The organism is Burkholderia sp. Bp9016 (assembly GCF_003857765.1).
In the GTDB taxonomy this organism is placed as follows: Bacteria; Pseudomonadota; Gammaproteobacteria; order Burkholderiales; family Burkholderiaceae; genus Burkholderia.
This window is the reverse complement of the sequence record NZ_QTPY01000003.1, coordinates 287,505-312,374: the sequence shown is the minus strand read 5'-3', so window position 1 is coordinate 312,374 and position 24,870 is coordinate 287,505. Positions and strand designations below refer to the sequence as shown.

Sequence of the window (24,870 nt, the reverse complement as noted above, 5' to 3'; positions counted from 1 at the left end):
ACGGATGTCGATGCGCCATTCGCGCGTTCCCGGCCCGCTGGCCGATGGCGAGCCCGACGGAGTGCTAGGATGCGGGCAGATTGCGCCCGCTCGCCGCGCCTGCCGAGTTCGATTGCCGATGCGGCGGCGCGCGGGCGCTGCCGCATCCTGACGACGGAACGACCCCCGTGCCGCCCATTCACCCCGACGATCTCGCCGCCGACGACGCGATGTCCACGCTCTTCGATACCGGCGCGCAGCCGGACGCCGCCGAACTGGCCGCCGCGCTCGCCGCGCCTGCCGCTGCAGGCCGCTACGACGAACTGCGCGGCAGCGCCGCCGGCCTCAACGCGCCGCTGCTCGCACCGGCGTGGCGCAGCTTTTTCACATCGCTCGGCAGCGACGGCGTGGCCGACCTCGATCGCCGCGCCGATGCGTTGCAGCGGCGCATGCGCGAGAACGGCCTGTTCTATCAACTGCACGAACAACGCGCGGGCGACGGCGCGGTCGGGCCATGGTCGCTCGACCTGTTACCGCTGATCGTCACGCCCGAGGACTGGGTTGCCATCGAGCGCGGCGTACTGCAGCGCGTACGGCTGCTGAACGCGACGATGGCCGACCTGTACGGGCCGCAGACGATCCTGCAGCGCGGGCTGCTGCCGCCCGCGCTCGTGACCGGGCATCCCGGCTACCTGCGCGCGATGCGCGGCGCACGCGTGCCGGGCGATACGTGGCTGCACGTCGTCGCGTTCGATCTCGCGCGCGGGCCCGACGGGCAATGGCGGATCGTCGCACAGCACACGCAGGGCGCGGCGGGCCTCGGCTATCTGCTCGAAAACCGGCTGATCGTGTCGCGGCTCTTTCCGCGCGGATTCCGCGGGCTGCGCGTGCAGCGGCTCGCGTCCGCGTACCGTTCGCTGCTGCAGAGCATGCAGGCGCTGAGCCCGGCCGCCAGGAAATCGCGGATCGTGCTGCTGACGCCGGGGCCGCACAGCGCGACCTATTTCGAGCATGCATATCTCGCGCGTTATCTCGGCCTTACGCTGGTCGAGGGCGGCGACCTGACCGCGCGCGACAACCGCGTATTCCTGAAGACGCTGCGCGGGCTCGAACCCGTGCACGGGATCCTGCGCCGCGTCGACGACGCGTGGCTCGATCCGCTCGAGTTGCGGCCCGATTCGCTGCTCGGCGTGCCGGGGCTGCTGCAGGCCGTGCGCGCCGGCAACGTGCTGCTCGCGAACGCGCCGGGCTCGGGCTTTCTCGAATCGCCGGGCGTGCTCGGTTTTATGCCGCGTCTCGCGGAAGGGCTGCTCGGCGAAACGCTGACGCTGCCTGCCGTGCATTCGTGGTGGTGCGGCGAGGCAGCCGCGTGCGACGATGCGCTGCCGCAACTCGCGCGCAGCATCGTGAAGCCTTCGTATCCGCCCGATGCGCAGGCGGGCGGCGCGTTCGATCCGGTGATCGGCGCGCGGCTCACGCAGGCGCAACTTGCCGAGTGGCGTGCGCGGATTCTGGCGCGGCCCGAGCATTACACGGTGCAGGCCGACCTGCCGCTGTCGCAGGCGCCCACCTGGCCGGGACACGACGCGCACGACGGCAACGGCGGCGCGCGCATCGTGCCGAAGCCGCTGCTGCTGCGCGTGTTCGCGTTCGCCGACGGCGCGCAGCGCTGGCGTCTCCTGCCGGGCGGACTGTCGCGGGTCGGCACGCGCGACACGCTGTTCAATGCGCCGATGCCGAGCGGCGGCAGCACCGTCGATACGTGGGTGATGACCGAAGGCATCGTCGATTCGACGACGCTGCTGCAGACGCATCTCGGCCCCGACGATCTCGTCGGGCGCCCGCGCGCGATCGCGAGCCGCGCGGCCGAGAACCTGTTCTGGCTCGGCCGCTACACCGAGCGCGCGACCAACCTGATGCGTCTTGCACGTGCCGCGCTCGAGCGGCTGCGCGGCGAGGACGACGTCGACAGCCCCGCCCATCTGGAGCTGATCGACACGCTGTGCCGCGATACCGGCTTGATTGCCGCTGACGCGCCGAACGCCGTCGATGCGCCGCGCGCGTTCCAGCATGCGCTCGCGACGTCGCTCACGCGCGGCGCGGACCGCACGTCCGGCATCGCATCCTGCCTGTTCGGGATGCGCGGCGCGGCCGCCGCGATTCGCGAGCGGTTGTCGAGCGATCAGTGGCGGTTGATCGACGACGCGACGCAACTCTTTGCCGACAGTGCCGATCATCCGGAAGCCGAGGAGCAGATCGGCAACGAGGCGCTGCAACTGCTGGAACGCCTCGGGCTGCTGCTCGGCGCGATCACCGGCGCGCAGACCGACAACATGACGCGCGACGACGGCTGGCGGCTGCTGTCGATCGGCCGGCAGATCGACCGGCTGGACTTCCTGTGCAGCGTGCTGAAGTTCGCGTTCGAAGAGGGCGCCGTGCACCGGCAGGACGGCTTCGAACTCGTGCTGGAGCTGTTCGACAGCACGATCACGTTCCGCTCGCGTTTCCAGCGCGGCTTCGACGTCGCGCCACTGCTGTCGCTCGCGGTGCTCGACACCGACAACCCGCGCTCGCTCGGCTGGGTCGTGCAGGCGCTGCGCGGCCGGCTGACGAAGGTCGAGCGCGGCGAAGGCTATGCGCTGTCCGAGCTGGCCGAGACGATTCCCGACGTGCCTGCCTGGTCGCTGCACGAACTGTGCGAAACCGGCAATGACGGCCGGCACGACAAGCTGCTCGAAGCGCTCGATACGACGGTGAAGGCCGTGTGGGATCTGTCGAACCGGATCGGCGAACGCTATTTCAGTCACGTGCGCGAGGCGGGCAGAACGCTATGGTGACGCCGAAACACACGGCGAAGACGCCGCCTGCATCCGGTTCCGGCAACGCCACGGCTGCGACGGCGGCGACACGCACCGAGTCGAAAACACCGGCAGCGTCGACCGTGCCGGCCACGCCGGCTGCCGTCGCGCCCGGCCGTTTGCTGCGCGTGACGCACGATACCGAGTACCGTTACGCCGCGCGCGTCGAATCCGCGCAGCATCAGGCGCGGCTGCAGCCGCTCGCGACGCTGCGCCAGCAGGTGCTGTCGTTCGCGCTGGAGATCGAACCGAGGCCGGAAGCGGTCGGCACCGAGATCGACGCATTCGGCAACGCACGCGCGTCGTTCGCGCTGAATCAGCCGCACGACACGCTGTTCGTGCGCAGTCGCAGCACCGTACGCGTGACGACCCCAGTGTGGTCGCAAGGGGCACGCGGTGCGCCGCCGCCCGCGATCGCGAACCCCGATGCCGAACGTGCGACGGCCTGGGAGGCCGTGCGCGAGCGCCTGCGGTTTCGTGCGGGGCAACCGTACGATGCCGCGAGCGAATTCGTGTTCGCGTCGCCGCATGTGGCGTGCGATCCCGAACTGGCCGCATATGCGGCCGAGAGCTTCACGCCGCAGCGGCCGCTCGTGCAGGCGGCATGGGATCTGATGCGGCGGATTCACGCCGATTTCGCATACACGCCGAACAGTACCGACATCACGACGACCGCGCTCGATGCGCTGCGGTTGCGCAAGGGCGTGTGCCAGGATTTCGCGCACGTGATGATCGGCGCGCTGCGCTCGCTCGGGCTTGCCGCTCGCTATGTGAGCGGCTATCTGCTCACGCAGCCGCCGCCAGGGCAGCCACGATTGATCGGCGCGGATGCGTCGCACGCGTGGGTCGACGTGTACGACCCAGCGTGGCCGGAGGATGGCGGCTGGCTGCAGCTCGATCCGACCAACGACCGCGCACCGGGCGACGACTACGTGATGCTGTCGATCGGCCGCGACTATGCGGACGTGACGCCGCTGCGCGGCGTGATCCGCGGCGGCGGCGCGGATCAGGAACTGAAGGTCGGCGTGACGGTCGAGCCGCTCGACGAGGAGGCGCCGTAACACGGCGTGATCGGCCCGCGGTGGCGCTGTTGCGGCGTTTAAGTCCTCGTTAATACTGCACGCCTAGCATGGTCATGCCGGCGAATGGATCGGACCCCGATCCGGCGCCGGCGGCACGCGCGGGTGCGTCGACGTTATGGCGCCGCGCCGTCGCGCGGCGCCATACCCTTGCAACGGCGGCGGACATGATCAAGCACTTCGATTACACGCTCGGCAACGAGACGATTGAGCTTTGCGCGAGCTTCGGCGCGGGCCCGGCGTTCCGCCGTGTGCTCGTGAGCCGCGCGGATTCGATGGAGACGCTGGTGGTGCTCGATGCGCGTGGCCTGTCGGGTCTGCTGAAGGTGGCGACCGAAGAGCCGGAAGGATTGCTCGACGATGCGATCCGCAAGGTCGGGGACGAACAGCTCGTCGAGCGCGCGATCCACGGCAGGACGATTGTCGAAGCCGCGCTGTGATCGGGCGGCGCGGGCAGGCCGGCAGGGCCGGCTGCAGCGCGCCGTGTGGTGTCGTACCGCGGCTTATGCGGCTTATGCGGCGAACCGGTCCGTCGCCGCGAGCAGCGCCTTCAGGATGCCCGGCTCGTTGTACGCGTGCCCGGCATCGGCGACGATTTCGAACGTCGCGTCGGGCCACGCCTTGGCGAGATCCCACGCGGTGCGCGCCGGCGTCGCGACGTCGTAGCGGCCCTGCACGATCGCGCCAGGAATGCCGGCGAGGCGATGCGCGTCTCGCAGCAACTGGCCTTCGTCGACGAACCCGCGATTCACGAAGTAGTGGTTTTCGATCCGTGCGAACGCGAGCGCGTAGTGGCCGTCCGCGAAGTGTGCGGCCAGCGCCGGATCGGGCAACAGCGTGATCGTGCGGCCTTCCCAGATGCTCCATGCGCGCGCGGCTTCGAGCTTCGCGGCTTCGTCATCGCCTGTCAGCCGGCGATGGTAGGCGGCCATCAGGTCGCCGCGCTCGGCTTCCGGAATCGGTGCGAGGAATGCTTCCCACAGGTCCGGGAACAGCCACGACGCGCCTTCCTGGTAGTACCACAGCAATTCCGCGCGACGCATCGTGAAGATGCCGCGCACGATGAGCGCGCTCACGCGTTGCGGATGCGTTTGCGCGTAGGCAAGGGCGAGCGCGCTGCCCCACGAGCCGCCGAACACGAGCCACTGTTGCGCGCCGACCATCTCGCGCAGCCGCTCGATGTCGGCCACCAGATCCCATGTCGTGTTGTGCTCGAGGCTCGCGTGTGGCGTCGAGCGCCCGCAGCCGCGCTGGTCGAACAGCAGGATGTCGTAGCGCTCGGGATCGAACAGGCGGCGATGGTCGGGGCTGCAGCCCGCGCCCGGGCCGCCGTGCAGGAACACGGCAGGCTTGCCGGCCGGGTTGCCGCAGCGCTCCCAGTAGATGCGATGGCCGTCGCCGGTATCGAGGTGGCCGTGGGCGTAGGGTTCGATCGGTGGGTACACAGGCTGGCTCCGGTTGAGGGTCGGTAGAAGGGCGGATGCAGCACGGCCGGTGCGCGGGCGCGATACGCGCAAGACGGAAAGCGCATATTGCAGCGCCGCAAGATTCGTTGTGTGGGCATCGGACCGGCCGCCGCCGGACAAGGCTTGTCATTATGCCCATTCATCGCGGCCGCTGCGCGCCGATCGGCCCCGTTTTGCCGGCCGGTATTTCGCGCTGGCTTCGCCTCGGGATCGTGTGGGCGCTGCTGGCCGCGAGCGCCAGTTACTTCGTCGTCGAGAAGCCATTCCTGCGGTTGAGGGGTCGCTTCGCCGCGCGCGAGGCACGACGGGTAAATGACGATGCGTGGCGCGTTGCGACGGCCTCCGAGGCGCGCGGACCGAAAGTGGTGGAGTAGGCGGGCAGGGTGGGCCGCCGCGGTTTTACTTGAAGCGCTTCATCGCGGCGGGCGAATACCAGAAGTTTCGGAACATATCGATCCCATACGTCTTGCCGTCGTAGTGGACGATCGTTCGCGCGGTGCGCTTGCCCGTCTCGGAATAATTGCCGTCCTTGCGTTGCGTCTTCGTGATGTGGGCGGTGATCGACAGGTCCGCGAGGCCGTGGCTCGAAGTCTTCTCGACGGCAATCGTCATGCGCGCCTCTTCGCTGTTCGCGTCGCCGACGCCCGGGCCGCAGGCTTCACCTTCGACGGCGACCCATCCGTAGCGGTTGGTGCCGAACACCGGACGGATGCGGTTGCCTTCGCGCACCCACAGCGTCAGCTCCTCGCTGGCATCGGCATCGGGGCAGCTCGGCCCGCGTGCGCTGCTCGTGAATACGACGCCGAACGCCCGCACGTCGGGCGACAGGCGGTAGGGTGCCGTGTCGATTTGATAGCTGTGCTCGCCGATCTCCGTCACGACATCTTCCTGAACCACCGACCGTTCGGCTGCCACGACCTTGCCACCCTCGACGAGCGCGACGACCTGCAGCTTGTTGCTGTCGTCCGGGTTCTCGCTCTTCGGAAGCGAGTCGAATGCGGCAGCCACGATCGTTGTTTCCGGCGCGTTCGGCATGACCTTGCACGCCGACGCGACGACGAGCCGGTCCGTGTCGCGCGCGGCAAGGCGCGCGTTCGTGATGCCGGCCCAGCGGGCAACTGCGACGAGGGTTGCGTCGTCGCAAGTCTGGTTCTCGGCGGCTTGAGCGGCGGGGGCGGCGGCGAGCGCCAGTAGCGGGGCGAAGCGGAGGATTTTCATGGTCGCGTTGGGAGAGGGTTTCACCGATTTTCGTGGGTGTCGCTTGCTGACCCACAAGGGACGATCAACTTTCCGCGAAGCGGACATTAAATTAATTGAGGCGCCCGAGACGACGTGGACCGAGTAACGGCCATCAGTCGAAGGCATCGCAACTGGCAGCGAGGTTCATCTAGGTGGCAGGTTCGAACGTCTCTGCCCCAAACGACATCGACGTGCGCTGCCACATGAAGCGGATGCTCGCTGCACGGACGATTTCAGCGTCTTGAGGACGCAAGAGGCGCGATCTGGCTGTGACGTTCGGATAGAAACGCGTCGCGAGCCCGCAATCCGACGGGCGTTTTCTGCGGTCCCGCACCATCGTCCTGTATCAGTCTCGCGAACACAAGAGTCTTGCCGTCACGCCGCGCCCATCCGACGAACCATCCCCAGCCGTGCGTCATGCCGTCCGACCCGTCAGCGTTGGCGGGGAGCCCGGTGCCGGTTTTTCCATGGACGTCCAGCGACCGACCGATGCACCGGATGCCCCTCGACGATCAGATAGATTTTGCGTGTTGCCTGCCTGAGCATGCGCTTCATGAACTCGATAAACACGGCTTTCTTGAACTTGCCCTCGAAGATCATGAAGGACAACTCACCGCGATTGGTGATCGCCGAGATCATGTTGCAACCAAAGCGCTGGCCGGTGGCGCGCACCACTGGCGTTTGGCCCATTGGCGCAAAGCTCTTTCCGTTCACATGGTCACTGCGCAATCCCATTTCATCGCCCCAATGGATGGTGGCCTTTTCTTGCGTCGCTTCCTTCACGAGCTTCGGGTAGTCCTCATTCAGCCAGCGGGCGATCGCCGCATCGTTTCGTTCGTACCCGCGGCGCACCGGCTTCCGGGCACTCGTGCCCCACGCCTTGAGATAGCGCCCGGCTGTCGTCGGCGAAACCGTGACACCATATTCCCGCTCGATCAGGCTCGCGACGCACTCGCGCGTCCACAGGTAGAACGGCATCGCCAGATGGTCCGGCATCCTGCTCACGATCAGCCCACGAATCCGGCTACCCTGACGAGCATCCAACCGTCCGCCGCCAGGGCGGCGGCCCTTTTTGCGGGGCTTCAACGCTCGTACGCCGCCTTCTCTGGACAACTTCATCCATTTGCTGACCGCTCGCAGGCTTACGCCAAACGTCGACGCCGCTCCGGTCTGCGTCATTCCCCTCGAACCGCTTCCACCACGAGTCTTCTCAGGTGGGCTTGCGTCGCGACATCCGGTTTTCGGGCATCAGTCTTTGTCTTCATGCCCGTATCACGCACCACGCACTATTTGGTGCGCACGGCAGTATCTCTCGCCTCAGCAAAGCCAGGGCCGAGGGCGACCGGCGCGATTCGCCCCATGATGGGCCGACAACGTTCCGTTGGCGAACCGTCATGATTGATCGGTGTGTGGCAGGCCCGCCAGGAAGTTCGACATGTGATCCGTTGACCGCTCGAAAGTCGAAGCCTTACCGGATGCTATCCCGGTGTATTACGAACGTTTCGGCTCGGGTACGATAATGCTTCGTCACCTCGGCATCGGCCATCAGTTTGGACGATTTCAGTATTGGTCCCGCTACCATATACAGTCGATCGGGATCGGGACCGTACATATACAAATATCCGTCATTGCCGTCAACATGAAACTCGGTCTCGCCAAGTTCGCCGACGCCCGCACGCTTTATCGCGCTTGCTAGCCGATGTTCCAGGGCCCGAATTCGCGCCCGGTCCTTGGGGTAGAAATCGAAATGGACCATCATTACTGGCCCAGGTGGCCTCTGTGGTTGTTCTGAAGATGCGTTGCCTGTGAACAAAGCCATGCATAGAAACATGACGAATACTTCTCTTCTCAACATGGGTGCGATATCGTCTGCGAAATGAAAATCAATTGTCGGCGATGTAGACAGTCTCGTCGAGCATCCTTGTGTGGTCGAATCTGGACCCACGATACGGTTGGTGCTGAGGCAACTATCTGCCTGCGCAACGCGTTTCTGCAGGCGCTACCCACGTCCGCAGACGCGACGCCGGGACAGAGACCGTGAGCCCGGCCCCCGCAATCTGCGGATCGATACGCAGCGCGGCGTGTCGATCCTGCTCGATCTGCTGCACCACTTCAACATAGCGTAGGTGCTGCGCGATACGGCCGTCGCGTAGGCATTCGGCTGGGATGCCATGCATGCCGTGGTCCGGAACGGCAACTATGGCGTCACGATGTTCTTCGTCATCTCCGGCTACCTGATCACGTCAAATGCTCGGCGCCGATGGGGCTATCTCGGTGCAATCGATGCGCGAACTTTTTATGTGTCGCGCACCGCACGCATCATGCCATGCCTGCTCCTGTTGCTCGTCCTCGTCAACGGGCTTGCGGCGGTCAGCGTGGCAATATTCAGCAATCATGCGCCGCTCGGCGTGGCCGTGTCGTTCTGGCTCGTCAATTTCGCGTCGTTGACTTTCTGGATTGCGTGGCCCATCGCGCAAAGCCACGTCTTCGGCGTGACCGGCATCGCGCTCGGCACGGCCGTGCTGCTGATCAACGCGCACGCCAGCGGTGCTCCCGGAAGCGCTCGCCTGCTGGCGCCGCTACGCTGGAGCGGCAAACTCAGCTACGAGCTTTATCTGTTTCATCTCGTTGTGCTCGGGGGGGCCTTCGCACGCTGTACCCACCATCTGCGATGCACGGTAATGAGAAACTGCTATTGCTCGGCGTTTATCTGGTGCTGTCGGCTGCCGTGAGTACACTGATCGCACGAGGCTATGCGACGCCGCTCGATCGCTTCGTTAAGCGGAAGTGGCTTCGCGTCTCGGCGTGAGCTCCGGACGGCGCTCGCCTTTGACACCACGACGCGGGTTCCCATCAGTTGCATCGATTGTCAGCGATCTAGACATCAACCGCGAATGGCCGAAAGTGGCCGGCCGCCGACGTTCGTCCCCGGCGCTCCCCGGAATCTGCGATGAACCTTTTTGTCTGGATCGGGTTACAACGGCGCGGTATGCAGTGTCGGTGGGTGATCAGGAACATCAATCGAGTGCATCGCGTTGTACTTGCAAGGGCAGCACGAATCCGCATCTCCCTTGAGCCGACCTGCACGCGGTAAACATGCAATCGTGAAGACCTGGGTGTTGTCGGATTCGTACGTCCATGCAGGCTATTCGTCGTCGGGAAGCTCGCTGGCGCGTTGCCCACGAAAGGTGGGCAAGCGCCAGCCAAACCGAAGCGAAGCAAGCCGAATGGCGACGCAGAGGATTGTCGCGAACCATGGCGTCCACCATTGCGTCCAGTGCGCGGACGAGAACAGAACTTGTGCGCCCGCACCGGCGAGCGCAGCCGTCGCATAGACCTCGCGGTCCAAAATGGCCGGCAGGCGCGAAAGCACGACGTCGCGCATGACACCGCCGCCGACCGCAGTCACGATGCCGAGCAAAATGGCGAGCTCCGCATTGTGTCCGAAGCTCAGTGCCTTTTGCGCACCCGCAACGGAGAACAGGCCGAGCCCAATCGCATCGAAGAAGAGGACGGGCTGCCGTAGACGGCGTACCGGCGCATACGCGAAAATCGCGACCGCGGTCGCGAGCACGGAAGCCGCCAGATATCTCCAGTTTGAAAGCCCTGCCGGCGGAATCGCGCCAATGCAGACGTCACGCACGATTCCGCCGCCGCATGCCACCATGAACGCGATGGACAAGATGCCGAACAGGTCCAGCCGCTTTTGGCGAGCGGCAATAGCGCCGCTCATGGCGAATACGAAAGTCCCGACCAGATCGAGGGCGAAGTAGGCCGCGTGCGAATTCACGCCGATGTATCTCGCTTGTCGAGCCACGCGCCGGCCGCACATAGCATCGCTTCCAGCCCCGTACGCAGCGTCGGGTCGAGTACCGGCGCGAACTTCGGCGAATGGTTGCTGGGGATCTCGTTGAGCTTTTTCTCTGCCAACGCTTTTCTAAACGTATCCGGATCGGTTCCGCCGATGAACCAGAACCCATATGGCACGCCCCATTCGCGCCCGAATACGCTGAAGTCCTCGCTCGCCGCTGCCGGGGGCGTTTCGTAGGCGCGCTCGCCAAAGTGTGCTTCGAAAGCCGCCTGCACACGCTCGCTTGTCTGCGCGTCGTTGATCGTCAGCGGATAGCTCGAGAGCGTCGTGAATTCGGGCTCGCGTGGTGCGTTGGAAGCCATGCATTCCGCGCAACAGATGCGACGGATCGCACCCAGCATGTATTCGCGCACGTCTTCGTCGAAGGTGCGCATGTTGAGCTTGAGCGTCGCGTCGTCGGGGATGATGTTCTCTTTCGTGCCCGCCTGCAGCGCACCAATCGTCAGCACCGCACTATCGCGCGGGGAGATTTCCCGCGATACGATCGTCTGCAGACGGAGCGTCGTCGAAGCCGCCATGATGACCGGATCGATCGAGGTTTGTGGCTGCGATCCATGCGAACCGCGTCCAAACAGCCTTACCTTCAAACTGTCGCCCGCCGAAAGAATCGTGCCACTCCGATAGCCGACCGTGCCCGCCGCGCCAACCATGACGTGCTGGCCAAGGATCACGTCAGGCTTCGGGAAGCGTTCGGCCATGCCGTCGTCAATCATGCTGCGGGCGCCGCGCGCCACTTCCTCGCCCGGCTGAAAGACCGCCATCAGCGTTCCGCGCCAGGCGTCCCGGTGCGCTGCCATCAGGTGCGTCACACCCATCAACCAGGTCACGTGCATGTCGTGGCCGCACGAGTGCGCGACGCCCACTTCGAGGCCATCCTCGTCCTTCGCCCTCGCCGTGCTGGCATACGGCAATCCGGTCGCTTCTGCCATCGGAAGCGCATCCATGTCGGCGCGCAACATTACAGTCGGACCGTCGCCGTTGCGTAACACCGCCACGACGCCGGTCACGCCGACACCCCGCGTAACGTCATAGCCGACATTTTCGAGATAATCGGCTGCAATACGTGCGGTGCGCACTTCCTGCATCGACAGTTCGGGATGCTCGTGCAGGTCCTTGTAGATCGCCTCGAGCTCAGGCAAGAGGCTTTCGATGGCGTCCTTGGTCGCTTCCACCAATGCAGGCATGATCGATCCTTTCAAATGGTTCGTTGCGGTGGCCGATGTCGCATCGCACGCACCGGCCGTCGGTGAAGCCTGGCAGCGCTTGCGCCCGATCTGGCGACCCGGCGGCAGGAGCGCGGTACGCAATCCGCCGACTCGTCCGATGTATGCGACAGGGCGAAACACGGAACATCCGGGCGAGCCGCCTCTACCCTGGCACTTCGGTTTGCGTTTCCGTCAAATATCGCCTACTGCCCCTAAGCGGGACAGGAATACAAGAGAACCATAGTCTCGATAGCGGCAATCCGGAAGTTCCTGTCGATTCATGAGACAAAGCGGTCGCCCGCAGGTCCGGCTCGGCGAGACGGCGTACGACTCCTTCTGACCGAACCTGGACAAATGTGCCGCGTTCCCCGGAATTCCGCGTTGAATCAAAAAAAGGCCCTCGCGGGCCTTTTGTCTGCACGGTGCGGGCGAGCGCTTACCGCGTCAACGCCGTAAACCCGTCCAGCAACCGATCGACATCAGCCGCCGCAATCGCGCCCATCGTCGAGATCCGGAACAGTTCCTTCGACAACCCGCCTTGCCCCGCATAGATCACGAAGCCGCGCGCCTTCAACCCGTCGTGCAGCGTCTCGTATGTGACGCCTTGCGGCAGCCGATACGCACGCAGCACGACCGACGAAGCACCTTCCGGCAACACGAGCGGCATCCCGCGCGCGGCAAGTCCGGCCTGTGCCTGATCGGCAAGCGCCTTGTAGTGCGCATGCCGCGCACGCCAGCCACCCGCCTCATCGAACTCGCGCAGCGCCTCGACAAGCGCGTAATACGCATGCACGGACGGCGTAAACGGCGTATTCCGCTGATCCTGCAGCTTGGCGAGACGACCGAGGTCAAGATAGTAAGTACGGCTCGCGGCCTTCGCGAGCGCGCTGCGGCGCACGATCACGAATGCCGCGCCCGGCACGCCATGCAGGCACTTGTTCGCGGTCGCGGCAACCGCGTCGATCACGCCACCGGCAAAATCGATCGCTTCGGCGCCGAAGCTGCTGACGCCGTCCACGAGCATTTTCACGCCACGCGAACGGCAGACTTCCGCGATCGCGCCGAGATCGTTCAGCCGGCCGGTCGTCGTTTCGTGATGAATCACCGCGACGTGCGAATAGCTGCCGGCGTCGAGCCGCGCGGCGATCTGCGCGAGATCGGGCGCCTGCATCCATTCGTGCTTCAGCACGTCGTGCGCGATGCCGTACTGCGTCGCGATCTGCGTGATGCGCTCGCCGTACACGCCGTTCTCGATCACGAGCAGCTTGCCGTCCTGCGGCACGAGCGCCGCGACCATGCTTTCGACGGCGGCGGTGCCCGAGCCCGTCATCAGCACGGCGGCCCATTCGGCCGGATCGAGTTCGTACGCGGCGACGAGTCGCGCACGCGCTTCATCCTGCAGATCGAAGAATTCGCTTTCGCGATGACACAGGTCGGGTTGCAGCAGGCTGCGGCGCACGCGTTCGGTCAGCGTTACCGGGCCGGGGTTCAGCAGCAGCATCAGTGCGCTCCTTCGGTATGGGCTTGCGCCTGCGCGGCGCCGATATGCCGCATCAGACGGGTCTTCACGTCGACCGGCGTCACGGTCGGGCGGGGCAGGCCGTCGGGCACGCCGGTGCGGATCGCGAGTCGCACGAAGCACGTGCCGTCGTTCGGGTTCGATGCGTCGAGCGCGGCGTCGAGCACGTCGAGCGTGTCGCCTTCGACGGCCGACGCATAGCCGCATGCGGCCGCGACGCCCGCGAACGACACATGTCGCGACACCGTCGCCTGGCCGCCCGTCGATTCGTGCGCGCCGTTGTCGAGCAGCACGTGCGTGAGGTTGGACGGCCCGTAGGTGCCGAGGGTCGCGAACACGCCCATGCGCATCAGCGCGGCGCCGTCGCCGTCAACGGCCACCACGCGCAGGTCGGGGCGCGCGAGCGCGAGACCGAGCGCGAGCGGCGTCACGCAGCCCATCGAGCCGACCATGTACAACTGGTTCGGGCGATCGTCGAGCGCATAGAGTTCGCGGCCGCAGAAACCGGTCGACGCGAGCACGACGGTCGAATCGACCGGCGTGTGTGCGATCACGCGTTGCAGTGCGTCCTGGCGGGTCGGCCACGCGGCCGGCGATTTCGCACGGGCCGCCGACTGCGCGGCGACATGCGCACGCGGCGCGGCCGCCGGGTTCGCCTTCAGCTCATACGGCGAGACACTGCCTTTCTGCATCACGAGCGCGTACGGGCGGCCCGTTTCGTCCATGTGCGCGATCGCGCGGTCGAGCGCCGGGCCGACCTGTTCGGGGTCGGTCGGGAACGTCTCCCATGGGATCTCCATCGTGTCGAGCATCGCCGGCGTGATCGGGCCCATCAGCGCGTGCTGCGGCTCGTCGGACACACCGGGCTGGCCGCGCCACGTGACGATCAGCAACTGCGGCAGCCGGAACGTCCACGTCAGCGACGTGAGCGGGCTCACCGCGTTGCCGAGGCCGGAGTTCTGCATCATCGCGATCCCGCGCTTGCCGCCGAGCGTGGCGCCCGCGATCAGCGCGACCGCGTCGCCTTCGTTCGCGGCCGACAGATAGTGCAGCGTCGGGTCTTGCAGCACGTAATTGATGAACGGCGTCAGGTACGAGCAGGGCACGCCCGCGTACCAGTCGAAACCGCGCTCGCGCGCGGCCTCGACGAACTGGGCCGCTTCGATCATTGCGCACTCCCGTCGCCGAGCGGCGTCTGGCCGTGCGCGAAGTCGCCCGCGCGGCGGAAGTCTTCCAGATCGTTGACGCCGCGCCAGTGGCCGTGCACGTACTGCACCTCGATCTTCTCGCCGGCGGCGATCAGCTCATTGAGCAGCATGGGGATGTCGAGCGTGTCGAAATCGGGGCGCGCCTGCAGCGTCGCGAGCATTGCCTTCAGGCGTTCGACGCCGGCGCCGCGCACGTTCAGCAGGCCGATCCAGCGGCCGTGCGGCGTGCCCGCGGCGACGTCGCTCGACACGCGTTGCAGGTAGGTTTTCTGGCCGAACAGGCCGCGGTCGTCCGCAGCCGAGCAGAGCGCGAAGTCGCGCACGCTCTGGTTGGTCGGCTCGGTGAGCGACGAATCGACGACGACGCTGAACTCGGCCTCGCTCTCCGCGAGGTCGCGCAGGATATAGCTGCGGAACAGCAGGTCGCCGTACGAGATCACGGTGTCGCCGTTCAGCCGTTCGGCCGCGCACGCGAGCGATGCGAGCTCGCCCGTCTGCGCATGGCGCTCGTTGACGACCAGCTTGATGCCCGACGTGTCGATCGCGTCGGCGCGATAGCCGCCGACCACGGTGATGTCGTTGACGCCATGCTTCTTGAAGCCGTCGACGAGCCAGCGCAGCAGCGGCTTGCCGGCGACCGGCAGCATGACCTTGGGTTTATCCTCGGTGACGGCTTCGAGGCCCTTGCCGCGGCTCGCGGCGAGCACGATCGCCGCGTTCGATGCGCGCGACGCCGACGACAGGTAGATGCGCTCGGCAGCCGAGTATTCGTCGGCGTCCTGCAGGCGGAAGATCTCGTTGACCGATGCGACGCGGTCCTCGACGTTGATCAGCGTCTGGTTTTCATGGATCTCGCGCGCGACGGACTGCATCGCCGATGCCGACGCGCGGATCAAGTGGTTCGCCCAGATCACGGTGCTGATGCCGGCCTGGCGGAACACGTCGGTCGGCGTGCTGTAGTACTTGGTCGGCACGATCACGAGCGGCGCCTTGCCGCTCCATTCGCGCGCGAACTGCAGGATCTCGTCCGGGCGCGACAGCTTGCTGTGGATCAGGATCGCGTCGGCGCCGGCTTCCGCGTACGCATTCGCGCGGCGCAGCGCCTCGTCCATCCCCCAGCCCGCGATCAGTGCCTCGACACGCGCGACGATCGAGAAGTCGGGATCGCTCTGCGAGTCCTTGCCGGCCTTGATCTTGCCGCAGAATTCGTCGATTTCCGCGAGCGGCTGGCGCTCGCCGCCGATGAAGCTGTTGGTCTTCGGGAACTGCTTGTCCTCGATGCACACGCCGGCGATGCCGCGCTGCTCGAGCTTCTTCACGAGGCGGCGCACGTTGTTGAAGTTGCCGTAGCCGGTGTCGCCGTCGAGCAGGATCGGCAGGTCGCTCGCGTCGGCCATGAACTCGAGCACGTCGACGACCTGGGTCCAGCTCGCCTCGTTGTTGTCGCGCACGCCGAACTGCGCGGAGATCGCGAGGCCCGACGCCCAGATCCCCTTGAAGCCGGCTTCGCGGACGATCCGCGCGGACAGGCCGTTGTGCGCTTCCATCAGGAATTCGAGTTCGTTGCTGACGAGCATGCGGCGCAGGCGTGCGCTGCGCGATTCGGAGAAGTTGGGTTCGCGTGCATTCATCGTGCGGCTCCTGCGGTCGTGCGTTGAATCAGGGGGAGGATTTCTTGCGTCGCGCGAGCGACGTCGTTCGGGAAGTCGATCTCGATCCACGGCGAACCGGTGACGTCGGCGACGTCGAACGAATGGCCGCCTTCGAGCAGCAGGTCGCGCACGGCTTCCTCGTGCGGCATGTTCGCGCGGCCGCTGTCGACGTAGCCCGCGACGATCTTCGCAAGGCGGCGCGCGGTGCCTTCGGTGAAGCGGAAGAAGCCGACCGATTCGCCGATCGTGTCGTAGTCGAGCTCGACCGCGAGCTGCTTGCGCAGCTCGACCGGCACGCCGTTCTTCAGGCACAGCTTCACGGGTTCGTCGCCGGCCTCGAAGTCGCGGTCGATCAGCAGGCGATCGACCGCCTTGTCCTGATCGGCCACCAGCGCGTGCAGGATGTTCTCGTCGTACAGCACGTCGGCGTCCATCAGCAGCACGTCGCCGCCGCGCGTCATCGCATCGGCGACGGTGTGCACGGTCAGCACGCTGCCAAGGTCGTAGCGCTCGTTCAGCACGATCTCGGCGGTGCGGCCGAGACGCTTCAGCTCCTGCTCGACCTTCTCGGACTGGAAGCCGAGCCCGAGCACGATTTCGTCGACGCCCGCGGCATCGAGCACGCGCAGATGGCGCTCGAGCAGGGACACGTCGTCGAAGCGCAGCAGGCACTTCGGGAACTGCGCTTCGGGCGGTTGTTGCAGGCGCAAGCCGAGGCCTGCCGCAAGAATGATGGCTCGCATGGGTTCTCCAACCAAAAAGCCGGCGGATCTGAACGATCAGTCGGCGAGCGGCTGCGGCGCGCGGCGCCGCTGCCAGTTTCTTTCACTGAAATGCAGATAGAGCAGGCCGGGCAGGCCGAGCGCGAGTTCGCGCGCGCGCTTCGCGAGCGACAGCGCGAGCGCCGCGTCGGGCGGCAGGCCGACCAGCGGGGCGAGCAGCAGGTAACCGCCTTCCTGTGCGCCGAGCGAGCCGGGAATCGCGAACGCCGCACCGCGAATCGCCTGGCCGACGCTCTCGAGCAGCAGCGCGTCGAGCCAGCTGACCGGGTGCCCGAGGAAGTGCAGCGCGAGCCACACTTCGGCGGTGCCGACGATCCAGCCGACGAGGCTCAATGCGAAGGTCTTCGCGACCTTCGCGCGATCGCGGTACAGCGCACCGACCGCGTCGTCGATCGCGTCCGCGCGGGTCGCCAGCGACGACCAGTCGCGCGGGCCGAGCAGCTTCGACGCGATGCGCAGCCCGCGGCCGAACAGCCCGCGCCGCTGCGCCGCGTAGAACGCGATGGCGAGCGCGCCGAGCACGCCGGTGGCGATCAGCGCGGGCGTGCGCAGATGCGCGACCGAATCGTGCGTCGCATAGAGACTGAACGCGGCGATGCCGATCAGCGCGAACGCCATCTGCGCGAGCGCCTGCATCGTCGTGCTGACGGTGACGACGGCGGCTGCATCGGCCATGCGCGTGCCGCGCTGCGCGAGATGGCGCACCATCAGCACCGGGCCGCCGATCTGTCCGGCGGGCAGCAGGCTGTTTACCGATTCGCCGACCCAGCGCGCGCGCAGCGCGTTGCCGAGCTCGGCGCCCGGCTGGCCGCGGCGGAACATCACGGAAATCGCCATCGCGTCGATCACGAGCGGCACGACGTGGAATGCCGCGACGAGCGCGAGCCCCCAGCCTGCCGCGAGGAACGTCGACGCAACCGCGCCGACACCCTGCCACGCGAGCAGGGCGACGAACAGTGCCGTGCCGAGCGACAGCAGGATCAGGCCGGCGCGTGTCATGACCCGCTCGTCCGTCGCGACGCCAGTTGCTTGAACACCTGGCGGAAACCGAAATACGCGATCGCGTCCTTCATGTTCGAGATGAAGCGCTTCCACGGCCGCATGCCGGGGTTCGTGACGTATTCGAAGGTGAGCGACACGCGCATCTCGTTCTGGCCGAGCGGCGTGATGCGATGGCGCAGCTTGTCGCCGTCGAACAGCACGATGCCGCCGTCGGCGATCTGCACGGAACCCGGTTCGTCGGGCACGTCCGGGTTGCGCGTGTGCAGCTCGTAGTCGAGCCGGCACGACGATTCGTCGATCACGCCGATCAGCAGCGTGTAGCGGCGGCCGTCGTAGTACGACGTGTCGTAGTGCCAGCCGATGTGGTCGCCCGGCTTCGTGTAGTAGTACAGCGCGTAAGCGTGCGGATCGTTGTCCGGCGACAGCATCAGCTTGTCGCCGGTGACCTTCTCCAGGAAGCCGAGCAGCGCCTTCGAGCGGTACAGTTCCGCGATGTACGGCGCCTGCTCGTCGATCGTATGACGGCTCACGCTGCCGCCCTGCTTGTGGCCGGGCAGGTAATTGCGGTTCAGGCCGGGCTGCATCGCGCGCGCGGCATCCGCGAGTTTCGCGTAGGCGTCGGGCGGCAGGAACGCGTCCAGATACAGGAACGACCCCTGGCGCGTGTAGTCGCCGCGCAGACGGTCGAGATCGAGGCGGCCGACGCAGTCGGCCACGGTGCGATCGGGATCGGCCGCAACCGCGCGCGCAGGCGCGGGGCGTGCCGGGCTCAGCACGGAGTCGTCGCGCGTGCTAGGAGTCATTTGGAAGCCTGGATTTCGGTTGGGTTCTGCGCGGCCGGGTTCTGCGGGCGGTTGCCGCGCCGCACGACGCGCCACCAGTCGATCACGACCCAGGCGGCGAACAGCGGAGCGCCGATCGACGCCGCGAGCAGAAACGGCTGGACGCCGCTGGTGAGGGTCACGAGCGGCAGTAGATAAAGGACGTCCTCCGTCTCGAAGCCGCCGGCGAATGCCTGCTTGGTGCCGGCCTTGCCCGCGATCGATTCGATCCGCATGCGCAGGAAGAAGATCAGCGCGACGGCCGCGCCGGCCACCGCGCCGAGCAGTACCGGCGACGTGACCATCTGGCCGCCCTGGGCGACGATGCCGACGCCCATGCTGACGAACAGCGCGACCGTCACGAGCGCATCGGCCGCGAGGTCGTAAAAGTGACCGATCTTGCTGGTTTTGCCGCTGATGCGCGCGAGTTCGCCGTCGGTGTGGTCGACGAAGTTCGACAGCACGATCAGGAATGCGCCTGCGTTGCTCCAGCCGAAACCGCCGTGCGCAAGGCACCAGGCGCCGGCGAGGCCGATCAGCAGACGTACGGTGGTGAGGTGATTCGGGGTGACGGGGGTGTCGACGAGCGGTCGGACAAGCGAGCGCGCCAGCCGCGCATCCCAGGTGCGCGGCAGGGGGGGCTCGGAGCGTGTTGCAGTTTTTCTTTGGTCCATCGGCGAAATATATACGGAATTGTAATTTGTTGCTTTTTATTCGATCAATGTCCTGACATGCGGGAGTGTTACCGCGTATTCCAGACATCGGCCGGTTGCGAACCGGATGCGCGAAACGGCGTTCGGACAGGCGGGCCATACCTGATCCAGTGTGGTTCGCGTGGCGCGACTGTCAAGGGCGCCCGGGCCTGTCGCGCGGGCTCGGCGGCGTTTTCATGCGCGTACCGCCGGTGGCTGCGCGCGTGCGCGGTTTGATGTCGATCAGGCAGGAAAAACGGTGGCGGGCGACAAATGGTCGTGCCGATCACGCGTCGGTTCTTGCAGATTCATTACGGCCGTGAGCGCGGACAATGTGCGCGTGTTTCGGCCGATTCGTCGTTCGCTTTCGCGCACCTTTCGGGTGCATCCGCTGCGTGCGCGGCGCAGCGCGCCGAGGGTTCGCGCCTGTCACAGAACGGCCGTTCGATACCCGATACATTCAGTAAGTATCTTTTGCATTCAGCGGACATTTCGCGGCGATGGCCTCTGCGATACTCCGACCGTGCCTGTGGTGCCGGCCGCTCCTCGCGGCCCCAAGGGCTTCGCGTCGCTCCGGAGACACCCCCCGCGACGTCAACGACAGACCAAAAGCGTCAGATATACAGCCATGTCTTCTTCACGCATCCTCGCTCCCGCCCTGCGTTCGCTCGTCCGCACCGCCGACGAAGCCGCCGCGCTGATCCGTCCCGGCATGACCGTCGCGATGAGCGGCTTCACCGGCTCGGGCTATCCGAAGGCCGTGCCGGCCGCGCTCGCCGCGCATATCGACGCGGCGCACTCGCGCGGCGAGGACTTCCGGATCAACGTACTGACGGGCGCCTCGACCGCGCCGGAACTCGACGGCGCGCTCGCGCGCACCAACGGCATCTCGATGCGCCTGCCGTACCAGTCCGACCCGACGCTGCGCGACAAGATCAACGGCGGCGAAGTCGACTATCAGGACGTCCACCTCAGTCATGTCGCGCAATACGCGTGGTTCGGGCTGTACGGCGACCTCGACGTCGCGATCGTCGAAGTCGCGGGCATCCGCGAAGACGGGCTGCTGATTCCGTCCGCGTCGATCGGCAACAACAAGACGTGGCTCGAGCGCGCCAGGCATGTGATTCTCGAAGTCAATGCGCGCCAGCCGCTCGGCCTCGACGGGATGCACGACGTCTATTACGGTACCGCGCTGCCGCCGCATCGCAAGCCGATTCCGCTGACGAAAAGCGACGACCGCATCGGCGAGCCGTACCTGCGCTGCCCGGCCGACAAGATCGTCGCGATCGTCGAGACCGATGCGCCGGACCGCAGCAACGCATTCTCCGCGCCGGACGCTACGTCGAAGCAGATCGCGTTGCAACTGATCGACTTCCTGCGCCACGAAGTGAAGCGCGGCCGTCTGCCGGAAAACCTGCTGCCGCTGCAGTCGGGTGTCGGCAACATCACGAACGCGGTGCTCGCGGAACTGAGCTCGGCCGGCTTCTCGAACCTGACCGCTTACACCGAAGTGATCCAGGACGGCATGCTCGACCTGCTCGACGACGGCACGCTGAGCTTCGCGTCGGCCACGGCGCTGTCGCTGAGCCCGGCCGCCGTGCAGCGTTTTGCCGACGAGATCGCGACGTTCCGCGAAAAGATCCTGCTGCGTCCGCAAGAGATCAGCAACCATCCCGAACTCGTGCGCCGCCTCGGCTGCATCGCGATGAACGGGATGATCGAGGCCGACATCTACGGCAACGTGAACTCGACGCACGTGATGGGCACGAAGATCCAGAACGGCATCGGCGGCTCGGGCGACTTCGCTCGCAACGGCTACCTGTCGTGTTTCATGTCGGCCAGTACCGCGAAGGGCGGCGCGATCTCGCGGATCGTGCCGATGGCGAGCCACGTCGACCATACCGAGCACGATGTCGCAGTGGTGGTCACCGAGCAGGGGCTCGCCGATCTGCGCGGCCTGTCGCCGAAGCAGCGCGCGCGCAAGGTCATCGCGACCTGTGCGCACCCGGATTACCGGCCGATGCTCGAGGACTACTTCGAGCGCGCGTCGCGCGAGAGCTTCGGCAAGCACACGCCGCATCTGCTCGCCGAGGCGCTGTCGTGGCACGAACGCTACGTGCGTACCGGCACGATGAAGGCCTGACGGGAGGTTTGACACGACGCAACGGGCGCGCGCGATGCATGCGCCCGGCGTGTCGTCAATCCATCGCCGCGTGCGAGACGTCGACGCTCGCCGTTTTCTGCGGCGGGCGGATCAGCAGCAACAGCGGGATCATCAGCAGCGTCGCGACGAACATCAGCTTGAAGTCGTTCAGGTACGCGATCATCGCGGCCTGCTGGTTGATCGTGCGGTCGAGCAGCGCGATGTCCAGATTGCTGCCGGCCATCGCCTGCACGGCCGGGTTGAACGGCGTGATGTGGGTCGCGAGGTCGGCGTGCGCGACCTGCGTGTTGCGCGTCATCAGCGTCTGCACGATCGAGATGCCGATACTGCTGCCGATGTTGCGCATCAGGCTGTAGGTCGCCGTGCCGTCCGCACGCAACTCGGGCGTCAGCGTCGAGAACGACAGCGCGCTCAGCGGCACGAACACCAGCCCCAGCCCGAAGCCCTGGACCACGCCGGGCCACACGATGTCCGCCTCGGACAGCACGATCGTGTACTGCATCATCTGCCACAGCGCGAGCGCGGAAATCGCCAGCCCGGCGAGCAGCAGCGCGCGCGCGTCCACGTATTTCAATAATCGCCCGACGAACAGCATCGCGATCATCGTGCCTGCGCCGCTCGGCGCGGTGACGAGGCCCGTCGTCGCGACCGGATAGCCCATCAGGTTCTGCAGCATGGGCGGCAATAGCGCACGCGTCGCATACAGCACCGCGCCGACGACGAAGATGAACAGCGTGCCGGTCGCGAAGTTCGGGTCGCGCAGCAATTCCGACTTGAAGAACGAGGCCTTGCCGACGGTCGCCGTATGCACGAGGAAGAACGCGAAGCCGAGCGCCGCGACGAGCGCCTCGATGCGGATCTCGTACGAGCCGAACCAGTCGAGCTGTTCGCCGCGGTCGAGCATCGCCTGGAACGCACCGATCGCGAGCGCGAGCGTCGCGAAGCCGAACGCGTCGAATTTCACGTGCGGGCGCGGCGCGCGCGCGGGCAGGAAGGTCAGCACGCCGGCCAGCGCGAATGCGCCGATCGGCACGTTGATGAAGAACACCCAGCGCCAGTTGTAGCTGTCGGTGAGCCAGCCGCCGAGCGTCGGGCCGAGGATCGGGCCGACCATCACGCCCATCCCCCAGATCGCCATCGCCTGACCCTGTTTCTCGCGCGGGTTGATGTCGAGCAGGATCGATTGCGACAGCGGCACCAGCGCGGCGCCGAACACGCCCTGCAGTAACCGCGCGCCGACGATCTGCACGAGCGACTCGGACAGCCCGCACAGCGCGGACGCGATCGTGAAGCCCGCGATCGAGATCGTCAGCAGCCGCTTCATGCTGAGCCGGTCGGACAGCCAGCCGGTCAGCGGCGTCGCGATCGCCGCGGCGACGATGTAGGAGGTCAGCACCCAGGTGATTTCGTCCTGCGACGCGGACAGCGTGCCCTGCATGTGCGGCAGCGCGACGTTCGCGATCGTGCTGTCGAGCGTCTGGATCAGCGTCGCGAGCATGATCGACAAGGTCAGCATCGGCCGATTGAGGGCGGGCGGCGAGGCGGCAGCGTCGGCGGCGGGGGGATTCAAGCGGTGTCTCCGTGGAGCGGTCGCCGTGGGCGGCAATCCGGTATGACCGGAATTATAAGCACGCTTATTATATTTGTGCTCATCGCCGCAGCCGTGTCGCGCGGGTCATGAACGGCTTGACCCTATAATCGCCCGATGGACAAGACCTACGAGAACCGGATCGGCTACCTGATCTCCGACGTGGCACGCCTGCACGGACGCCTGTTCGACCGGCGCGCGAAGCGCCTCGGGCTGACGCGCGCGCAAAGCCGCGTGCTCGCGTATCTCACGTGGAAAGGCGAGATGAATCAGGCGCGGCTTGCGGAATGGCTCGAGATCACGCCGATCTCGCTGACACGGCTGCTCGACCGGATGGAAGGCTACGGCTGGATCGAGCGGATCGCGAACGACGAAGATCGCCGCGCGTTCGTGATCCGTCTGACCGACAAGTCGCGCGCGATCTTTCCGCAGATGCTGGAAGTGGGCGATACCGTGTCCGACGACGGGCTGCGCGGCTTCACCCCCGACGAGCGCGACACGCTGGTGCGCCTGCTCGGGCGCGTGCGCCACAACCTGATCGACAGCGGCGGCGAATGATGCGGGCGTCCGTCAGGGCGCGCCGTTTGCAACAACAATAAAGAGAACACCGAGAGATGGCACAGGCACGACGAATCGGCCGGAAGACCCGTATTGCAATTTTCACCGCGCTCGCGCTGGTCCTGATCCTCGGGATCGGCATCGTCTGGCTCGCGCACGACGACGATGTGCCCATGACGTTCGACGAGGCGATGGCGAAGGCGAAGCTCGGCGACCCGGTCGGCGAGTACAACGTGGGCGTGATGTACGAGACCGGCAACGGCATCGAGCGCAATGTCGACGAAGCCGCGAAGTGGTACAGGCGTGCGGCCGATCAGGGCGATTCGTCCGCGCAGAACAATCTCGGCACGCTTTACGAAGACGGCACCGGCGTCCCGCAAAGCGCGTCGGAGGCCGTGGGCTGGTATCGGCGCTCGGCCGCGCAGGACAACGCGAGCGCGTGGGGCAATCTTGGCCGCGCATACGAGGATGGTCGAGGCGTGCCGCAAGATCTGGCGGAGGCGGTGCGCTTCTACCGGCTTGCGGCCGAACACGGCTCGGCCAAAGGGCAATTGTTCCTCGGGATGATGTACGACGACGGCAAGGGCGTGCCGCAGGATTACGCGGAAGCCGCGAAATGGTATCGACGGGCGGCCGAGCAGGACAACCCGAAGGCGCAGAACAGCCTCGGCTATCTGTACGACGTCGGGCACGGGGTGCCTCAGAGCGATACCGACGCATTCAACTGGTACCGGCGTGCCGCGGAACAGGGCAATGCGAACGCGCAGAACAATCTCGGCCTGATGTACGAAAACGGGCAGGGCGTGCGCAAGGACGACGCCGAAGCCGTGAGCTGGTACCGGCTGGCTGCCGAGCAGGGCATCGCATCGTCGCTGTTTCGTCTCGGCCTGATGTACTACTCGGGGGAGGGCGTCGGATACGATCCGATCGCCGCGAATGCGCTGTTCGGTCTGGCCGCTGCAGCGGGCGATACGCGTGCGCAGACGTATCTCGATCAGGGCGCGAAACTCACGGCGCCGGCCGATATCGAGAAAGCCGCGCGGCTGAAGGCGGCGATGAGCCGGCCGGGCAAACTGCTCGACGCGCTCGACCATTACGAGGAAACGGCGCAACGCAGCGACGGCGGGTGAGGTCTTGATGGCCGCTCCGCTTGGATGGACGTGGAGCACGCTTTCTCCACCGGGCAG

Annotated in this window: 21 protein-coding genes and 1 pseudogene; 8 read left to right on the top strand and 14 right to left on the bottom strand. The window is 66.2% G+C overall.

The features are described from left to right. Positions 1–209 precede the first annotated feature (209 nt). From DIE13_RS05735 to DIE13_RS05725, 3 genes are all read left to right on the top strand, one after another. A complete protein-coding gene (locus tag DIE13_RS05735; RefSeq protein ID WP_124826306.1) occupies positions 210–2,816 on the top strand; it encodes a circularly permuted type 2 ATP-grasp protein in 2,607 nt (868 codons plus the stop codon). After that, entirely contained in the window at positions 2,810–3,898 is a 1,089-nt protein-coding gene (locus tag DIE13_RS05730) for a transglutaminase family protein (protein ID WP_124826231.1), read from the top strand. Before DIE13_RS05735 ends, DIE13_RS05730 begins: the two co-directional genes overlap by 7 nt. Positions 3,899–4,083: 185 nt before the next feature. Next, positions 4,084–4,356 carry a hypothetical protein gene (locus DIE13_RS05725; RefSeq protein ID WP_124826230.1) on the top strand — a complete coding sequence of 91 codons (273 nt, stop codon included), beginning with the start codon at positions 4,084–4,086 and terminating at the stop codon, positions 4,354–4,356. Positions 4,357–4,428: 72 nt separating this feature from the next. On the opposite strand, the gene pip is transcribed toward DIE13_RS05725, so the two are convergent. Next, complete coding sequence (gene pip, locus DIE13_RS05720) at positions 4,429–5,361, bottom strand: prolyl aminopeptidase (protein ID WP_124826229.1); 933 nt, start codon at positions 5,359–5,361, stop codon at positions 4,429–4,431. 152 nt (positions 5,362–5,513) lie between these two features. On the opposite strand from pip, the gene DIE13_RS05715 reads away from it, so the two are divergent. Next, the gene (locus DIE13_RS05715; protein ID WP_244104696.1) at positions 5,514–5,756 is read left to right on the top strand and encodes a hypothetical protein; all 243 of its coding nucleotides are present in this window, start codon (positions 5,514–5,516) and stop codon (positions 5,754–5,756) included. Between the two features lie 25 nt (positions 5,757–5,781). Here DIE13_RS05715 and DIE13_RS05710 read toward each other — a convergent pair whose 3' ends face one another. The 3 genes from DIE13_RS05710 to DIE13_RS05700 all read right to left on the bottom strand — a co-directional run bounded on the left by DIE13_RS05710 (position 5,782) and on the right by DIE13_RS05700 (position 7,800). Further along, positions 5,782–6,600 (bottom strand): multidrug ABC transporter ATPase, encoded by an 819-nt coding sequence (locus DIE13_RS05710; protein WP_124826228.1) that lies wholly within the window; start codon positions 6,598–6,600, stop codon positions 5,782–5,784. Between the two features lie 254 nt (positions 6,601–6,854). Further along, positions 6,855–7,100, bottom strand: coding sequence for a penicillin-binding transpeptidase domain-containing protein (locus tag DIE13_RS05705; protein WP_341772182.1), 246 nt, complete (start codon positions 7,098–7,100; stop codon positions 6,855–6,857). Then, the gene (locus DIE13_RS05700) at positions 7,054–7,800 is read right to left on the bottom strand and encodes an IS630 family transposase (protein WP_233409987.1); all 747 of its coding nucleotides are present in this window, start codon (positions 7,798–7,800) and stop codon (positions 7,054–7,056) included. Before DIE13_RS05700 ends, DIE13_RS05705 begins: the two co-directional genes overlap by 47 nt. 878 nt (positions 7,801–8,678) lie before the next feature. Between DIE13_RS05700 and DIE13_RS05690 the strand changes: the two are divergent. Beyond that, positions 8,679–9,430: pseudogene (locus tag DIE13_RS05690) on the top strand (acyltransferase family protein). 336 nt (positions 9,431–9,766) lie between these two features. On the opposite strand, the gene DIE13_RS05685 reads toward DIE13_RS05690, so the two are convergent. The 9 genes from DIE13_RS05685 to DIE13_RS05645 all read right to left on the bottom strand — a co-directional run bounded on the left by DIE13_RS05685 (position 9,767) and on the right by DIE13_RS05645 (position 19,355). Then, complete coding sequence (locus tag DIE13_RS05685) at positions 9,767–10,411, bottom strand: trimeric intracellular cation channel family protein (protein WP_124826227.1); 645 nt, start codon at positions 10,409–10,411, stop codon at positions 9,767–9,769. After that, a complete protein-coding gene (locus DIE13_RS05680; protein WP_124826303.1) occupies positions 10,408–11,676 on the bottom strand; it encodes a M20 family metallopeptidase in 1,269 nt (422 codons plus the stop codon). The genes DIE13_RS05685 and DIE13_RS05680 overlap by 4 nt, the downstream gene beginning before the upstream one ends. A gap of 457 nt (positions 11,677–12,133) precedes the next feature. After that, a complete protein-coding gene (locus DIE13_RS05675) occupies positions 12,134–13,198 on the bottom strand; it encodes a 2-aminoethylphosphonate aminotransferase (protein ID WP_124826226.1) in 1,065 nt (354 codons plus the stop codon). After that, positions 13,198–14,385, bottom strand: a complete 1,188-nt coding sequence (gene aepY / locus DIE13_RS05670; protein ID WP_124826225.1) for a phosphonopyruvate decarboxylase — start codon at positions 14,383–14,385, stop codon at positions 13,198–13,200. The genes DIE13_RS05675 and aepY overlap by 1 nt, the downstream gene beginning before the upstream one ends. Then, entirely contained in the window at positions 14,382–16,055 is a 1,674-nt protein-coding gene (aepX, locus tag DIE13_RS05665) for a phosphoenolpyruvate mutase (RefSeq protein ID WP_124826224.1), read from the bottom strand. The genes aepY and aepX overlap by 4 nt, the downstream gene beginning before the upstream one ends. Then, a complete protein-coding gene (locus DIE13_RS05660; protein ID WP_124826223.1) occupies positions 16,052–16,819 on the bottom strand; it encodes an NTP transferase domain-containing protein in 768 nt (255 codons plus the stop codon). The genes aepX and DIE13_RS05660 overlap by 4 nt, the downstream gene beginning before the upstream one ends. A gap of 36 nt (positions 16,820–16,855) precedes the next feature. Further along, positions 16,856–17,857, bottom strand: coding sequence for an HpnL family protein (locus tag DIE13_RS05655; RefSeq protein ID WP_124826222.1), 1,002 nt, complete (start codon positions 17,855–17,857; stop codon positions 16,856–16,858). Further along, positions 17,854–18,663: a 2OG-Fe(II) oxygenase gene (locus DIE13_RS05650; RefSeq protein ID WP_124826221.1), complete on the bottom strand. Its 810-nt coding sequence runs from the start codon at positions 18,661–18,663 to the stop codon at positions 17,854–17,856. The genes DIE13_RS05655 and DIE13_RS05650 overlap by 4 nt, the downstream gene beginning before the upstream one ends. Next, complete coding sequence (locus DIE13_RS05645) at positions 18,660–19,355, bottom strand: CDP-alcohol phosphatidyltransferase family protein (protein WP_124826220.1); 696 nt, start codon at positions 19,353–19,355, stop codon at positions 18,660–18,662. Before DIE13_RS05645 ends, DIE13_RS05650 begins: the two co-directional genes overlap by 4 nt. A gap of 646 nt (positions 19,356–20,001) precedes the next feature. Between DIE13_RS05645 and DIE13_RS05640 the strand changes: the two genes are divergently transcribed. After that, positions 20,002–21,516 carry an acetyl-CoA hydrolase/transferase family protein gene (locus tag DIE13_RS05640; RefSeq protein ID WP_124826219.1) on the top strand — a complete coding sequence of 505 codons (1,515 nt, stop codon included), beginning with the start codon at positions 20,002–20,004 and terminating at the stop codon, positions 21,514–21,516. 55 nt (positions 21,517–21,571) lie between these two features. Here the strand turns inward: DIE13_RS05640 and DIE13_RS05635 are convergent, their stop codons facing one another. Continuing rightward, complete coding sequence (locus DIE13_RS05635) at positions 21,572–23,053, bottom strand: DHA2 family efflux MFS transporter permease subunit (protein WP_124826302.1); 1,482 nt, start codon at positions 23,051–23,053, stop codon at positions 21,572–21,574. Between the two features lie 189 nt (positions 23,054–23,242). Between DIE13_RS05635 and DIE13_RS05630 the strand changes: the two genes are divergently transcribed. Then, positions 23,243–23,683: a MarR family winged helix-turn-helix transcriptional regulator gene (locus DIE13_RS05630; RefSeq protein WP_124826218.1), complete on the top strand. Its 441-nt coding sequence runs from the start codon at positions 23,243–23,245 to the stop codon at positions 23,681–23,683. A 56-nt stretch (positions 23,684–23,739) separates the two neighbouring features. Further along, complete coding sequence (locus DIE13_RS05625) at positions 23,740–24,813, top strand: tetratricopeptide repeat protein (RefSeq protein WP_124826217.1); 1,074 nt, start codon at positions 23,740–23,742, stop codon at positions 24,811–24,813. Positions 24,814–24,870 lie beyond the last annotated feature (57 nt).

Bases quoted from the DNA above. Each gene is read 5' to 3' on its own strand.
- DIE13_RS05640 (WP_124826219.1), top strand. From the start codon at position 20,002: ATGTCTTCTTCACGCATCCTCGCTCCCGCCCTGCGTTCGCTCGTCCGC.
- aepX (WP_124826224.1), bottom strand. From the start codon at position 16,055: ATGAATGCACGCGAACCCAACTTCTCCGAATCGCGCAGCGCACGCCTG.
- DIE13_RS05675 (WP_124826226.1), bottom strand. From the start codon at position 13,198: ATGCTGCTGCTGAACCCCGGCCCGGTAACGCTGACCGAACGCGTGCGC.
- DIE13_RS05700 (WP_233409987.1), bottom strand. From the start codon at position 7,800: ATGACGCAGACCGGAGCGGCGTCGACGTTTGGCGTAAGCCTGCGAGCG.
- DIE13_RS05625 (WP_124826217.1), top strand. From the start codon at position 23,740: ATGGCACAGGCACGACGAATCGGCCGGAAGACCCGTATTGCAATTTTC.
- aepY (WP_124826225.1), bottom strand. From the start codon at position 14,385: ATGATCGAAGCGGCCCAGTTCGTCGAGGCCGCGCGCGAGCGCGGTTTC.
- DIE13_RS05735 (WP_124826306.1), top strand. From the start codon at position 210: ATGTCCACGCTCTTCGATACCGGCGCGCAGCCGGACGCCGCCGAACTG.
- DIE13_RS05630 (WP_124826218.1), top strand. From the start codon at position 23,243: ATGGACAAGACCTACGAGAACCGGATCGGCTACCTGATCTCCGACGTG.
- DIE13_RS05715 (WP_244104696.1), top strand. From the start codon at position 5,514: ATGCCCATTCATCGCGGCCGCTGCGCGCCGATCGGCCCCGTTTTGCCG.
- DIE13_RS05650 (WP_124826221.1), bottom strand. From the start codon at position 18,663: ATGACTCCTAGCACGCGCGACGACTCCGTGCTGAGCCCGGCACGCCCC.
- DIE13_RS05680 (WP_124826303.1), bottom strand. From the start codon at position 11,676: ATGCCTGCATTGGTGGAAGCGACCAAGGACGCCATCGAAAGCCTCTTG.
- DIE13_RS05730 (WP_124826231.1), top strand. From the start codon at position 2,810: ATGGTGACGCCGAAACACACGGCGAAGACGCCGCCTGCATCCGGTTCC.
- DIE13_RS05710 (WP_124826228.1), bottom strand. From the start codon at position 6,600: ATGAAAATCCTCCGCTTCGCCCCGCTACTGGCGCTCGCCGCCGCCCCC.
- DIE13_RS05645 (WP_124826220.1), bottom strand. From the start codon at position 19,355: ATGGACCAAAGAAAAACTGCAACACGCTCCGAGCCCCCCCTGCCGCGC.
- DIE13_RS05655 (WP_124826222.1), bottom strand. From the start codon at position 17,857: ATGACACGCGCCGGCCTGATCCTGCTGTCGCTCGGCACGGCACTGTTC.
- DIE13_RS05660 (WP_124826223.1), bottom strand. From the start codon at position 16,819: ATGCGAGCCATCATTCTTGCGGCAGGCCTCGGCTTGCGCCTGCAACAA.
- DIE13_RS05725 (WP_124826230.1), top strand. From the start codon at position 4,084: ATGATCAAGCACTTCGATTACACGCTCGGCAACGAGACGATTGAGCTT.
- DIE13_RS05635 (WP_124826302.1), bottom strand. From the start codon at position 23,053: ATGCTGACCTTGTCGATCATGCTCGCGACGCTGATCCAGACGCTCGAC.